Genomic DNA, 12362 nt, shown 5'->3' with positions numbered 1-12362 from the left:
CCCTTTTCTTCAACGAGGTTCGTAAAACCTGTCAGCCCGCCGTGTCGCGGATAATCGCCACGATATCTTGCATATTCGCCAGCGGCACATAGCCCTGCACCAACTGATCCCCAAACACGAACGACGGCGTGCCGGTAATCCCCATCCGCTGCCCTAATGCGTAGTTTGCATCAATGGTGGACTGCACGATCGGGTCGTCGATCGCCGCGAAGATCGCTTCGCTATCAAGGCCCAAATCGTCCGCCAGACGCGCCAAGGCCAGCTCTGTCACATCTGAGCGCATCGCCATCAAACCATCGCTGATCTGCTCATAGGCCTCGCCGCCCAAAGCGATGCGCGTGGCGATGGCGAAGCGCGACGCCAGCACCGATTGCTCGCCCAAGATGGGGAATTCCTTGGTGATGATGCGGATGTTGCCATCGGTTTCGACCAGTTCATTCACCTCGGGATGGGCGCGGCGGCAGTAGCCGCACCGGTAATCAATGAACTCGACGATCACGACGTCGCCTTCAAGGTTACCGCCCACATGGTCAAACGCCGACCCGAAGATCGCCGGTGCGTTATCGGCCACGGCGACCTCTTGTGCGGCGGCCTCATCGGCGGCCTGGCGTTCTTCCAGCACCGCGATGGCCTCCATCAGAACCTCGGGGTTGGTCAGCAAATACTGGCGCACTTCTTCGCGGAAGGTCTGGCGCTCAGCTTCTGTCATGTCGCCAATATCGGTGGCGACCACGGGGCCTGCCAGAAAGGCCAGAGCGGCCACGCTCATCATCAGTCGTTTCATAAAGCTCTCCGCTCGATAAATCCTTTTGCACGGTCTAGCACATCACAGCCGCGCCGCCATTGACGAATGCGCCATTGGGTGGTCTCACACCTTCGTGAGCAAAAAGGAGCCGCCCATGCGCCAATCGACCCGATCCCATGTAGATCCGTTCATCGTGATGGACGTGATGGAGCAGGCCCGTGCGGCGGAAGAAGCCGGACGCCACATTATCCATATGGAGGTCGGCCAACCGGGCACCGGCGCCCCGAAAGCGGCGCGCGACAGGTTGGCGACGGAAATGGCTGCGGGGCCTTTGGGCTATACCGTGGCCTTGGGGCGGCCCGATCTGCGCGCAGGCATCGCGGCGCTATATGATGAATGGTACGGCATTGATCTGGACCCGGCCCGTGTGGTGCTGACGGCGGGCGCGTCGGGGGCGTTCATCCTCGCCTTTACGGCGCTGTTTGATGCCGGGGCGCGGGTCGCCCTGGGGGAGCCCTGCTACCCCAGCTATCGCCAAATCCTCACCGCGCTGTCGCTGAACCCCGTGGGGCTGCAAACCCATGCCGACACGCGCTATCAGCCGACGCCGGACCACCTGGACCCCAGCCTGGATGGCCTGATCGTTGCCAGCCCCGCCAACCCGACGGGCACAATGCTGTTCAAGCCCGAGTTAACGGCGTTAACCAATGCCTGCGCGGAACAGGATATCTCGCTGATTTCAGATGAGATTTACCACGGCCTGCAATATGATTCCCGCGCCGTCAGTGCCCTTGAAGTCACCGACGACGTGTACGTCATTAACTCTTTCTCCAAGTATTTCTCGATGACCGGATGGCGGCTTGGCTGGATGGTCGTGCCCCCCGACCATATCCGCACGATCGAACGGCTGGCTCAGAACATGTTCATCTGCCCATCCCACGCCGCTCAGGTCGCCGCACTGGGCGCCCTTTCGCCTGAGGGTCGGGCCGAGTTGGACCAGCACCGCGACATCTACACGCGCAACCGCACGATCTTGCAAGACGGGCTGAAGGCGGCGGGCCTATCCAACACTGCGCCTGCCGATGGGGCGTTCTACGTCTATGCCGATGTCAGCCACCTGACCGATGACGCCCGCGCCTTCGCCGCGCAAATCCTTGACCGCGCAGGCGTCGCCGTGACGCCGGGGCTCGACTTCGACAAGCAGCGCGGGGCAGGGACATTGCGCTTCAGCTATGCCCGCGCGACCGAGGATATCGAGGAAGGCGTCGCCCGTCTGACGGCCTTCTTCAACAGCCTCTAGGACCGCCGTATCTGATCCGCTAATGTGGCCCAAACATGCAAAGGGATAACCCCGTGGTCCGAGCATTTCTGATTGCCCTATTTCTGTGTCTTGCGGGTCCCGTTTCGGCCCAAACCCTCAGCGCCTCGGCGCGGGCTTTGCCCGAAGACTCGTCGCTGGAAGGGAACCGCCGCGGGACCGAGCTGCGCTTGGTACTGAGCCAAGCGGTGCCGTTCCGGGTGTTCACGCTGGATGATCCGATGCGGGTGGTGATGGATTTCCGCACCGTCGATTTCAGCGCCTTGCCCGAGGATTTCAACGATGCGCGTCTGGTCGAAAGCGTGGCCATGGGCGGCGCGTCCAGCCCCGGTTGGTCGCGCATCGTCCTGTCGCTGAACGCCCCGCAATCGCTGGACGTCGCTGCGATGGATACCGATGAGCTTACCGGCGAAGCTATTGTTTCCCTTACGCTATCCCCTTCAGATGCAGATAGTTTCGCGGCCAGCGCCGGGGCCCCTCCGGGCCTTGATGCGGTGTTGCTGCCCGTTGTGACCCAAGCCGTGCCCCAGGACGATGACACGCTTGTGGTGATGCTTGATCCCGGCCACGGCGGCGTTGATCCAGGTGCGCTTCGGGAAGGCCATTCAGAGGCGGAGTTGATCCTGTCCTTCGCCCGAGAATTACGCGAAGTGATGCGCCGCACCGGGCGGATTGAGGTCGCCATGACCCGCGACGCCGATGTGTTCGTGCCGCTGCCCACCCGTGTCACCCTTGCCCGCGCGGCGGGGGCGGATTTGTTCATCTCGATCCACGCCGACGCCATCGCCGAGGGCCGCGCCCAGGGGGCAACCATCTACACCCTGTCGGACGAGGCCACAGACGCCGCCACCGCCGCACTGGCCGAGCAGCACGACCGCGCCGATCTGCTGCAAGGGGTGGACCTGAGCGGGGCCGATGATGAGGTTGTTGGTCTTTTGCTGGACCTCGCCCGGATCGAGACCGCGCCGCGCAGCCGCGCCTTCGCCGATATCCTTGTGCAAGCCATTGAAACAACGGGGTTGGACCTGCACGCGCACCCCCGCAGTGAGGGTGCATTCTCGGTCCTGAAAGCGGCGGATTTCCCGGCGGTGCTGCTGGAAATCGGGTTTTTAAGCGAGGGCGGCGATCTGCAAAATATCCTCGATCCGCAATGGCGGGCTCGGATGCAGGCGGCGATTACCGGCGCCGTGATTGCGTGGAGCGAGGCAGACGCCGCGGCAGAGGCGCTCAGACGCCAGTAGACCGCGCCAACCACACGGAATGGCCACGCAACGCCGCATCTTCGGGGCGGAACCAGATCACCTCAAACCCATTCTCTGCCAGCAGCGCCCGGTATTCATCGGGCGCAAGGCTGGCGTGGTAGACCGGGCTGGTGCCAACGGTCCCCATGGCCTCTCCCGCGTCGGGACCTGAGGTGAATAGCAGTCGCGCATCGTCGGCGGCATGGGCGGCGAAGGTGGGAAACATCGCCCGCTGATCCACCATCGACAGGTGGAAAAAACTGTTGAACGCCAGAATGATGTCGAACCGCTCCGCCAAATCCAGCCCGCGCATATCGGCCATCACGCGCCGCATCTCTGGCACCCGTGTGGCGCATTCCGCCAGCATCTCGGCCACGCCATCCACGCCCGTCACGTCATGGCCCTGCGTCACAAACCACTGCGCAATCGGCTGGCCCGCACCGCATCCAAGGTCCAGCACGCGCAAGGGGGCAGGGCGCTCTGCCACGCAGGCCTCTAGCGCGGGGCGTTCCCACAGGTCTTGGCTTCGTTGCCGCGCCCATTGGGCTGCTTCGACGCCATAGGTTGCCAATATGTCTTCCGGCCCCATGTTATCCCCTAATTGTGACTTGTTTTCACGGCGAAAACTCGCGCACATGCTTTTGACCGCCGCGCCTGCGCGCTGTATACCATAGCCACTCTTGGGGAAGCAGGCTCATCATGCGATTCATTATCGGATTTTTCGGCGCGATCTTTAGTGCCGTGACCCTTGGGCTTGTCTTTGCCGCGCTTGGCTTGGGCGGGCTGATCTTCATGTATTCGCGCGGCCTGCCGGATCATGAGACCCTGGCCCGATATTCGCCCCCCACCATCAGCCGCATCTATTCGCGCCAAGGCATGATCGTGGATGAATTTGCCACCGAACGGCGTCTGTTCACCCCGGCGGAAGAAATCCCCGACCTGGTGTCTTTCGCCTTTGTCTCGGCAGAAGATCGCAATTTCTACAATCACTCAGGCTATGATCCCCGCGCCATTGTGGCGGCTTTCGTCGATGCCGTGCGCTCGCGTGGGCAGGACGTGCGCGGCGCCTCCACCATCACGCAGCAGGTGATGAAGAACTTCCTTCTCGATGGCTCCCGCACCGTGGAACGGAAGGTACGAGAGATCATTCTGGCCGCCCGGATTGAACGCACCCTGTCCAAGGACCGCATCCTGGAGCTGTACCTGAACGAGATTTTCCTCGGTCAGAATTCTTACGGCGTGGCGGCTGCGGCGCAGACCTATTTCAACGCGACGCTGGAAGATCTGACGCTGGAACAGGTCGCCTACCTGGCGGCTTTGCCCCAAGCCCCGTCGCGGTTCCACCCGGTCGATGATTATGAACGCGCAATCAACCGCCGCGATTATGTGCTGCGAGAGATGTATGAGAACGGCTACATTACCCGTGATGAGATGGAGGCCGCGCAGGCCAGCGCGCTGGAAACCGTCCAAGGCGGCCATATTGAGGCTTACCGCCTGACCCGTCCGCCGCGGAACTACTTCACCGATGAAATCCGCCGCCAACTCAGCGCGGAATTTGGCGCGGACGAGTTCTTTTCCGGCGGCTATGCCGTGCGCTCCACCATGGATGAGGGGCTGCAAGAGGTCGCCGAAGCCTCACTGCGGCGCGCGTTGGAGCAATATGACCGCAATCTGGGCACCTGGCGCGGGGCGACGGACACGATTGACCCCTCGCTTCTGGAGGATGAGGCGACGTGGCGCGAGGCTCTGTCCGGTGCTCAAATCGCCCGTGACGTGGACGGCTGGTTTGCCGCCGTGGTGCTGGAGGTCGGCGAGAGCTCGGCGCGGATCGGCATTGAGGGTGTGGAAGACGACGAAGACGGCCACTTCATCCCCGCCAACGACGTGACATGGGCACGGCCCCTGCGCGAGGACGGGTCGCGCGGTAACACAGCACGGGTCGCGGGCGATCTGCTGTCCGTGGGCGACGTGGTGCACGTGCGCCGCATGACCAGCGATAGCGACGGCAGTTTCATCCGCTGGACCCTGCGCCAGATCCCCGAAGTGCAAGGCGGTTTCATGGCGATGGATGTGCATACGGGCCGGGTTCTGGCGATGCAGGGCGGGTTCTCGTATCAATATTCCTCGTTCAACCGCGCCACCCAGGCAACGCGTCAGCCGGGCTCGAGCTTCAAACCTTTCGTTTATGCGGCAGCGCTCGATTCCGGCTATAGCCCCAACACCATCGTCATCGACGCCCCCATCGAGGTGGAGACCGGCGAAGGTATTTGGCGGCCCCAGAATGCGTCGCGGCAGTTTTACGGTCCGTCGCCCCTGCGCACCGGGATTGAGCGGTCAAGGAACCTCATGACGGTGCGTTTGGCTCAGGACGTAGGCATGGAGACCGTTGCGCGCTATGCGGAACGCTTCGGCGTCTACGACGAAATGCAGCCCTTCCTTGCCAATTCCCTCGGGTCGCAGGAAACCACCTTGTTCCGCATGGTTGCGGCCTATGCGATGTTCGCCAATGGCGGCGAGCGGGTAGAGCCGACGTTGGTGGACCGGATCCAGAACCGCTATGGTGAAACGGTCTATCGCCACGACCAGCGGCTGTGCCCGGATTGTGACGTGGCATCCCTTGATCCCGGCGTTGCGCCCCGGATCGTCTCCACGCGGGAGCGGGTCATTGACCCGATCACGGCCTATCAGTTGACCTCGATGATGCGCGGCGTGGTCGATCGCGGCACGGCGTCGTCCTCGGTAAACCTTCCAGTCCCCACAGCGGGTAAGACAGGTACCACCAACGACGCCCGTGACGTGTGGTTTGTGGGCTTCACCTCCAACATCGTGGCGGGCTGCTACATTGGCTACGACCAACCCGAAAGCCTGGGGCGCGGCGCGTCGGGCGGCGGCATGTGTGGGCCGGTGTTCCAACGCTTCATGCTGGAAGCGATCGAGGAATATGGCTCGGGCGATTTCCCGGTGCCGGAAGGGGGGCAGTTCTTCCCCATCGACCGTTTCTCGGGCGCACGCCTGCCGGACGGGGCCCAGGGCAACAACGTGGTGTATGAGTTGTTCCGCGCCGGTGAAGAGCCGTATGCGGGGCTGTTGTCAGTGATCGACGGCGGGTGGGCGATGTCCTCGGACATCCCGATGTTCACTCAGGATGACGGCAGCGGCGGGGGCGGGGGCCAAGGCACCTTGGTGGAAACCTCCGACGGGGATACGGCCCGCGTGCCGACAAACACCGGTTTCGGCACGCTCAGCTCCGGTGGATTGTACTGACGGCACCCGCTGCCCAGACAGACTTTTGCAAAAGTCTGTCCAAAGCCTTGCAAGGCTTTGGATGCGCTGGCGGTGATGTTGGTTTTCCGTTTCAAGGTGATCAGCGCCTTGAGGGTTGCGCGGCGCTGGTCTATCCCTGCATGAGCATTTCTGAGAGGCACTCCCATGCGCGCCGAGACCACCGCAAACATTGAAAAGATCCAAAACTCGTTGACCCTTTTGGGCCAGCGTATGGACATCGAGACGGCGCCCTTTCGTCTGGAGGAATTCAACGCCCGCGTTGAGGACCCGGACCTTTGGAACGATCCCGAGAAAGCGCAGAAGTTGATGCGTGACCGGCAGGTTCTGGTCGATAAGATCAAGCAGTACGAGGCGATCAAGCGCGGGGTGGAAGACAACGCCGAGCTGATCGAATTGGGCGAGATGGAAGGCGACGCGGAAGTCGTGGCCGAGGCCGAGGCGGCCTTGGCGGCGCTGGTTGAAGACGCCGCCGCGAAAGAGCTGGAAGCCTTGCTGGATGGCGAAGCTGATAGCAATGACACCTTTCTGGAGATCAACTCGGGCGCGGGCGGCACGGAAAGCTGTGATTGGGCCTCCATGCTGGCGCGAATGTATACGCGGTGGGCTGAAAAGCAGGGATATGATGTGGAGCTGCAAAGTTTCAGCGCCGGGGATGAGGCCGGGATCAAGTCTGCCGTTTACAAGATATCGGGTCACAACGCCTATGGATGGTTGAAGTCCGAGAGCGGCGTGCACAGGCTTGTGCGGATTTCACCGTTCGATAGCGCGGCCAAGCGGCATACGTCGTTCACATCGGTGAAGGTTTACCCCGTGGTGGATGACAACATCGAGATTGAGGTTAATCCCTCGGATATCCGGATCGATACCTACCGGTCATCGGGGGCGGGCGGCCAGCACGTGAACACGACGGATTCGGCGGTTCGGATTACGCACCATCCGACAGGGATCGTGGTGACCTCGTCCGAGAAGTCGCAGCACCAGAACCGCGATATCGCGATGAAGGCGTTGAAGTCACGGCTCTATCAGATCGAGTTGGACAAGCGCTCGGCCAAAGTCAACGAAGTCCATGAGAATGCAGGCGACGCGGGGTGGGGTAACCAGATCCGGTCCTATGTGTTGCAGCCGTATCAGATGGTGAAAGATCTGCGGACGTCCTTTGAGACATCGGACACTCAGGGCGTGCTGGACGGTAATCTCGACGGGTTGATGGCGAGCGTTCTGGCGATGGATGTGTCGGGCAAGAGCCGGGCTGAGGCCAACGCAGGGGACTGACTTCTGGCGGCGGCGCGGGGGGCGGGCCGTCGGATTCGATATTTACGAAAAGGTGAAGCGGGGGGAGCGCCCATGACTGAGCTGTGGCGTCTTGGGGCGAGGGCTTTGTCGCGGAAGATTGCGGCGGGCGAGGCCTCTTGTGTGGAGGTGATGCGGGCGACTTTGGCGCGGATCGATGCGGTCAATGGCGAGGTGAACGCGATTGTGTCGTTGCGCGACAGGGAAGCCTTGATGGGAGAGGCTAGGGTCGCGGACGCTGTGGGCGGCGGCGGTTGGCTGAGGGGCATTCCGGTGGCCGTGAAGGATTTGGTTGCCGTGAAGGGGGTGCGGTCCACCTGGGGGTCGCAAATATTCGCGGATTTTGTACCTGAGGCAGATGATGGCTTGGCGCGCGCCTTGCGCGGTGTGGGCGCGATCGTCATCGGAAAGACCAATGTGCCGGAATATGGGTTGGGCTCGCATTCCACCAACGCGGTCTTTGGGGTCACGCGTAATCCGTTTGATATGTCGCGCACGGCTGGAGGATCTTCCGGCGGGGCGGGGGCGGCTTTGGCCACGGGGATGGTAAGCGTCGCCGATGGCTCCGACATGATGGGCAGTTTGCGCAATCCGGCGGCGTGGAATGATGTTTACGGATTTCGCCCCACGGTGGGCGTGGTGCCGGGAGAGCCGAGGGACAATGTCTTGTTGCACCGTCTAGCGACCTTGGGGCCGATGGGGCGGTCCATTGAAGATGTGAGCGGCCTGTTGGACACGATCGCGGGGCGATCCGTGGCGGTGTCGCACGCGCCCAGGGCGCCACGCGTGGCATGGCTTGGGGATTGGGGCGGCGCTTACGGGATGGATGCGGGCCTGTTGGAGGCCGGGGAAGCGGCTGTGGTACAGGCGGAAGATCTGGGGTGGCAGGTGGAGAAGATCACCCCGCCCATGGCCGCGGGAGCATTGTGGGACAGTTGGACGACGTTGCGATCCTTCGTAGTGGCGCAGGACCTGGCCCGCCATTGGCGCGACCCGGCGCAGCGCGCGTTGCTGAATGCGCAGGCCCTGTGGGAGGTGGAGCGCGGGCTTGCCTTGACCAGCGATCAGGTGGAGCGGGCCAGTGCCATTCGCCGCGACTGGTTGGCCGTGCTGGACGATTTGTTCGCGCGATTTGATGCCCTCATGCTGCCTGCGACTCAGATGTGGCCGTTTCCGGCGGATTGGGATTGGCCGCGCCAATTGGCGGGGCAAGAGACCGACAGCTATCATCGCTGGATGGAGTGCGTCGTGCCCGCCAGTCTAGCCGGGGTGCCTGCGCTCTCGATGCCGGCGGGCTATGGCGACAGCGGCTTGCCCCACGGGGTGCAGTTGATCGGGCCGTCGGGGGCGGACGGTAAGGTTTTGGCCATGGGCGCCGCGTGGGAGGAAATGATCGGCCCGCGCCTTGTCCGAGATCCTGCCTGAACGCGCCCCTTTGCGCCGCGTGCGTAAGCCCCTACACTTGCCGAGGGAGGGGCGATGACATGACCGACAGCACTGTACATCCGGTGGGAGAGGGCGCGCCGGCGATCCGAGACCTGAGGCTTGGCGATCTGGCGAAGGCATTGCGCCTTGGGCTGAGGGATTTCCTGCGCAAACCGATGATGGGGCTGGGGTTTGCTGCCGCCTATATGGTGGGGGGATGGTTGCTTTACCTGCTTCTATTCGTCACCGATCAGGATTGGCTGGCGATCCCGATCACGGTGGGCTTCCCACTGTTGGGGCCCTTTCTTGCCGTCGGGCTTTACGAGGTGTCCCGCCGTCTGGAGGCCGGGCAAACTGAGTGGGCGCGGCGCGACATTCTTGGGGTGATCTGGCGCCAACGCTTGCGGCAACTACCGTCGATGGCTTGGGTGATTATCGTCTACTTCCTGTTCTGGTCGTTCTTCGCCCACATGCTGTTCGCGCTGTTTCTGGGGCCATCGGCCCTGACCAATGTGACATCATCCTACGGCTATCTGTTGCAGCGAGAGGGCATCTTGATGCTGCTGGTGGGCACGGGCTTTGGGGCGATCTTTGCGTTTGTCCTGTTTGCGCTGACTGTGGTGTCACTGCCGCTATTGCTGGACCGGGAGGTGGATTTCGTGACCGCCATGATCACCTCTGTCTCGGTGGTGAAGCAGAACTTTACCGTCATGGTGGTCTGGGGCGTCATCATCGCCGGGCTGACCTTTTTGGCGCTGCTGCCGGGGCTGTTGGGCCTGTTCGTGGTGCTGCCGGTCCTCGGCCATGGATCATGGCATTTGTATCGTTTGGCGACGGTCACCGGGCCGGCGCGCAATCCGCACGCCTGAGCAGTCCTGAAACGAAAAAAGCCGGGCAGGGCGCCCGGCTTATTCCAATCAATATAGCCCCGGGGCTTAGTCCTTGGAGGACGGCACCGGGCCAGCGGCTGCCGGGCGCGGGATCGACGAGGACGGCGCCTCGGCCGCGGAGGGCGAGCCGGTGGAAACGGGCGTACGCGCCGTTGGAACCGGGTTCGACGCGCCCGTGGACAGCGGATCTTCGGCGCGCTGAACGGAGCCTTCGAAGTGGGCACCGCTTTCGATGGCGATGGTCTTGTGGATGATGTCGCCTTCGACACGGGCAGTGGACGTCAGGCGGACTTTCAAGCCACGCACACGGCCAACAACGCGGCCGGTGACGACGATGTCGTCTGCCACAATCTCACCCTCGATGTTGGCGCTTTCGCCGACAGTCAGAAGGTGGGCACGAATGTCGCCCTGGACAGTGCCTTCGACCTGAATGTCGCCGGTTGTGCGCAGGTTGCCGACAATCGTCAGGTCCGTGGACAGCATCGAAGGCTGTGGCTTGGTCTTGCTGCCGGTCGCGGCGGCGGTATTCGTTTTATTCATGGTATCTCCAGAAGAGTTGCCCGTTACCCCGGTCGAACCAGTGCTGGCGGACCCGGACGACGCATCGCCAGTCTTAGGTCCGGGTTCGTTGATCTTGGATTTAGAAAACATTGCGTCCTGCCCTTATGAACGTCATCGGATTAACAGGCGTGCCATTGCGATGCACTTCATAGTGCAAATGCGTGCCTGTGCACCGACCCGTGCAGCCCATATCACCTAACAAGTCCCCGCGCGAGACCCTTTGGCCTTCGTTCACGCGAATACGCGATAGATGCGCGTAGCGAGTCATGAACCCGTTAGCATGGGTCACTTCTACTGTATTGCCGTAACCGCTCATCCGTCCAGCGTGGGTCACAGTTCCCTCGCCACCGGCAACAATCTGCGTGCCACGGGCCCCGGCGAAGTCAACGCCGTTGTGCATCCGGCGCGACCCGTTGAACGGGTCGCCGCGCGGGCCGAAGCCCGACGTGTTGCGGTAAGAACCGTTGACCGGGTTGGCAAGCGGAAGACGCTCGGCCGCGATGCGGTACATGTTGATCCGGTCGAGGCTTTCGAGAACCTCATTGGCGCGCATCGACAATCCGTCGGCGGGCTCCCCGGAGGTGGACAGGATCGGCGTCAGCGGGCCGCCCTGGCCGGAATAGCCCCGGCGCACGGCGTCGATCAGATCGTCGGTGTTCATGCCGGCGGCACGGAACATTTCGTCCAGCGGTTCCATGGAAACGGCGACCGCCTCTTCCAACTGGCGGAACACGCGGCTGGAGCGTTCGTCGGTGAGGGCCGCTTCGAAGTTCAGGCGGTTGATTTCCTCTTCCGCCTCAGCAACCAGCGTGTAGCCGGTGTCACGTTCTTCGGCGGTAAACTCGAGAGCCTGGTTCAGGAAGGCGAGGGTTTGCTCCAGCTCGTCTTCGCGCTCGGCGGCGGTCAGGACGGTGCCGGTGTCCGCTTGCAGTTCCGACTGGAGGGCCGCTTGGGCGACACGGGCGTCGTCGCGTTCGCCGATGGTGCGGCGCAGGGTGGCCTGGATCACGTCAACGGCGATTTCCAATTCACGGGCGCGTTCTTCACTGTCGAGAAGTTGCGTCTGCATCGCCGACACCTGATCCATCGCCAAAGCGAAGCGGTCCTGGGCGGCGCTGGCCTCGGCGGCGCGGGCGTCGCGCTCATGGGCCAGAAGGTTCAGGCGCAGTTGATAGGATTCCTGTTCGCGCGCCGCCAGGTCCCGAGCGTTGCCCGAGGAAATGGAGTCGATCAGAAAAAATGACGTGACGATGACTGTCCAGCCCACCGCAACGGCAGACCCCAAAATCATGCTTGCCTGCGTGATAGGGCGAAGGCGGATAAACCGCGTCCCCTCTTCCGATTTCAGGAAGAGGCGTTGTTCTGGCAGATGCCGTTCAAGCGCCGCATTCACGCGGCCATAAAGCCGAGAGTTCACTATCCTTAAGCCTCGCTTCCCCTTGTGTATGTCTGCATCGCCAACTTGTCCCTAGCGGCAGTCGCAGCAGGCTTGGGGATAAGCCACACCGCGCTTTGTGCCAACACCCTAATGGAGAACTGCTTAAAACGCACCGAAAAATCGCGCAATTGCGGCGGAAATTCGCCGAAGTGGCCTCGTTTCTGGTATA

At 62.5% G+C, this 12362-nt stretch carries 10 protein-coding genes; 6 read left to right on the top strand and 4 right to left on the bottom strand.

The features are described from left to right. Positions 1-31: 31 nt before the first annotated feature. Positions 32-784 carry a DsbA family protein gene (locus AADW23_RS14470; protein WP_341861647.1) on the bottom strand — a complete coding sequence of 251 codons (753 nt, stop codon included), beginning with the start codon at positions 782-784 and terminating at the stop codon, positions 32-34. Positions 785-899: 115 nt separating this feature from the next. Between AADW23_RS14470 and AADW23_RS14465 the strand changes: the two genes are divergently transcribed. Then, positions 900-2045 (top strand): aminotransferase class I/II-fold pyridoxal phosphate-dependent enzyme, encoded by a 1146-nt coding sequence (locus tag AADW23_RS14465; protein ID WP_341861646.1) that lies wholly within the window; start codon positions 900-902, stop codon positions 2043-2045. Between the two features lie 53 nt (positions 2046-2098). Beyond that, positions 2099-3304 (top strand): N-acetylmuramoyl-L-alanine amidase, encoded by a 1206-nt coding sequence (locus tag AADW23_RS14460; protein WP_341861645.1) that lies wholly within the window; start codon positions 2099-2101, stop codon positions 3302-3304. Here AADW23_RS14460 and AADW23_RS14455 read toward each other — a convergent pair. After that, positions 3291-3893: a class I SAM-dependent methyltransferase gene (locus tag AADW23_RS14455; RefSeq protein WP_341861644.1), complete on the bottom strand. Its 603-nt coding sequence runs from the start codon at positions 3891-3893 to the stop codon at positions 3291-3293. The genes AADW23_RS14460 and AADW23_RS14455 overlap by 14 nt on opposite strands. A gap of 107 nt (positions 3894-4000) precedes the next feature. Here AADW23_RS14455 and AADW23_RS14450 point away from each other — a divergent pair, with 107 nt between their 5' ends. The 4 genes from AADW23_RS14450 (at position 4001) to AADW23_RS14435 (ending at position 10173) form a co-directional block, all read left to right on the top strand. Beyond that, positions 4001-6568: a PBP1A family penicillin-binding protein gene (locus AADW23_RS14450; protein WP_341864336.1), complete on the top strand. Its 2568-nt coding sequence runs from the start codon at positions 4001-4003 to the stop codon at positions 6566-6568. Between the two features lie 165 nt (positions 6569-6733). Continuing rightward, the gene (gene prfB, locus AADW23_RS14445; RefSeq protein WP_341861643.1) at positions 6734-7861 is read left to right on the top strand and encodes a peptide chain release factor 2; all 1128 of its coding nucleotides are present in this window, start codon (positions 6734-6736) and stop codon (positions 7859-7861) included. Between the two features lie 72 nt (positions 7862-7933). Beyond that, complete coding sequence (locus AADW23_RS14440) at positions 7934-9304, top strand: amidase (protein ID WP_341861642.1); 1371 nt, start codon at positions 7934-7936, stop codon at positions 9302-9304. Between the two features lie 59 nt (positions 9305-9363). Further along, positions 9364-10173, top strand: coding sequence for a DUF2189 domain-containing protein (locus tag AADW23_RS14435; RefSeq protein ID WP_341861641.1), 810 nt, complete (start codon positions 9364-9366; stop codon positions 10171-10173). Between the two features lie 66 nt (positions 10174-10239). On the opposite strand, the gene AADW23_RS14430 is transcribed toward AADW23_RS14435, so the two are convergent. Beyond that, positions 10240-10845 (bottom strand): polymer-forming cytoskeletal protein, encoded by a 606-nt coding sequence (locus AADW23_RS14430; RefSeq protein ID WP_341861640.1) that lies wholly within the window; start codon positions 10843-10845, stop codon positions 10240-10242. Further along, entirely contained in the window at positions 10835-12172 is a 1338-nt protein-coding gene (locus tag AADW23_RS14425; protein ID WP_341861639.1) for a M23 family metallopeptidase, read from the bottom strand. Before AADW23_RS14425 ends, AADW23_RS14430 begins: the two co-directional genes overlap by 11 nt. Between the last annotated feature and the right edge of the window lie 190 nt (positions 12173-12362).

The sequence above is a fragment of the Gymnodinialimonas sp. 57CJ19 genome (genome assembly GCF_038396845.1).
Lineage (GTDB): Bacteria > Pseudomonadota > Alphaproteobacteria > Rhodobacterales > Rhodobacteraceae > Gymnodinialimonas.
This window is presented reverse-complemented; position numbering and strand designations above follow the sequence as displayed.

What these genes read in the sequence shown, in the direction of transcription:
- AADW23_RS14435 (WP_341861641.1), top strand. Translation starts at nt 9,364, where the DNA reads ATGACCGACAGCACTGTACATCCGGTGGGAGAGGGCGCGCCGGCGATC.
- AADW23_RS14465 (WP_341861646.1), top strand. Translation starts at nt 900, where the DNA reads ATGCGCCAATCGACCCGATCCCATGTAGATCCGTTCATCGTGATGGAC.
- prfB (WP_341861643.1), top strand. Translation starts at nt 6,734, where the DNA reads ATGCGCGCCGAGACCACCGCAAACATTGAAAAGATCCAAAACTCGTTG.
- AADW23_RS14470 (WP_341861647.1), bottom strand. Translation starts at nt 784, where the DNA reads ATGAAACGACTGATGATGAGCGTGGCCGCTCTGGCCTTTCTGGCAGGC.
- AADW23_RS14455 (WP_341861644.1), bottom strand. Translation starts at nt 3,893, where the DNA reads ATGGGGCCGGAAGACATATTGGCAACCTATGGCGTCGAAGCAGCCCAA.
- AADW23_RS14440 (WP_341861642.1), top strand. Translation starts at nt 7,934, where the DNA reads ATGACTGAGCTGTGGCGTCTTGGGGCGAGGGCTTTGTCGCGGAAGATT.
- AADW23_RS14430 (WP_341861640.1), bottom strand. Translation starts at nt 10,845, where the DNA reads ATGTTTTCTAAATCCAAGATCAACGAACCCGGACCTAAGACTGGCGAT.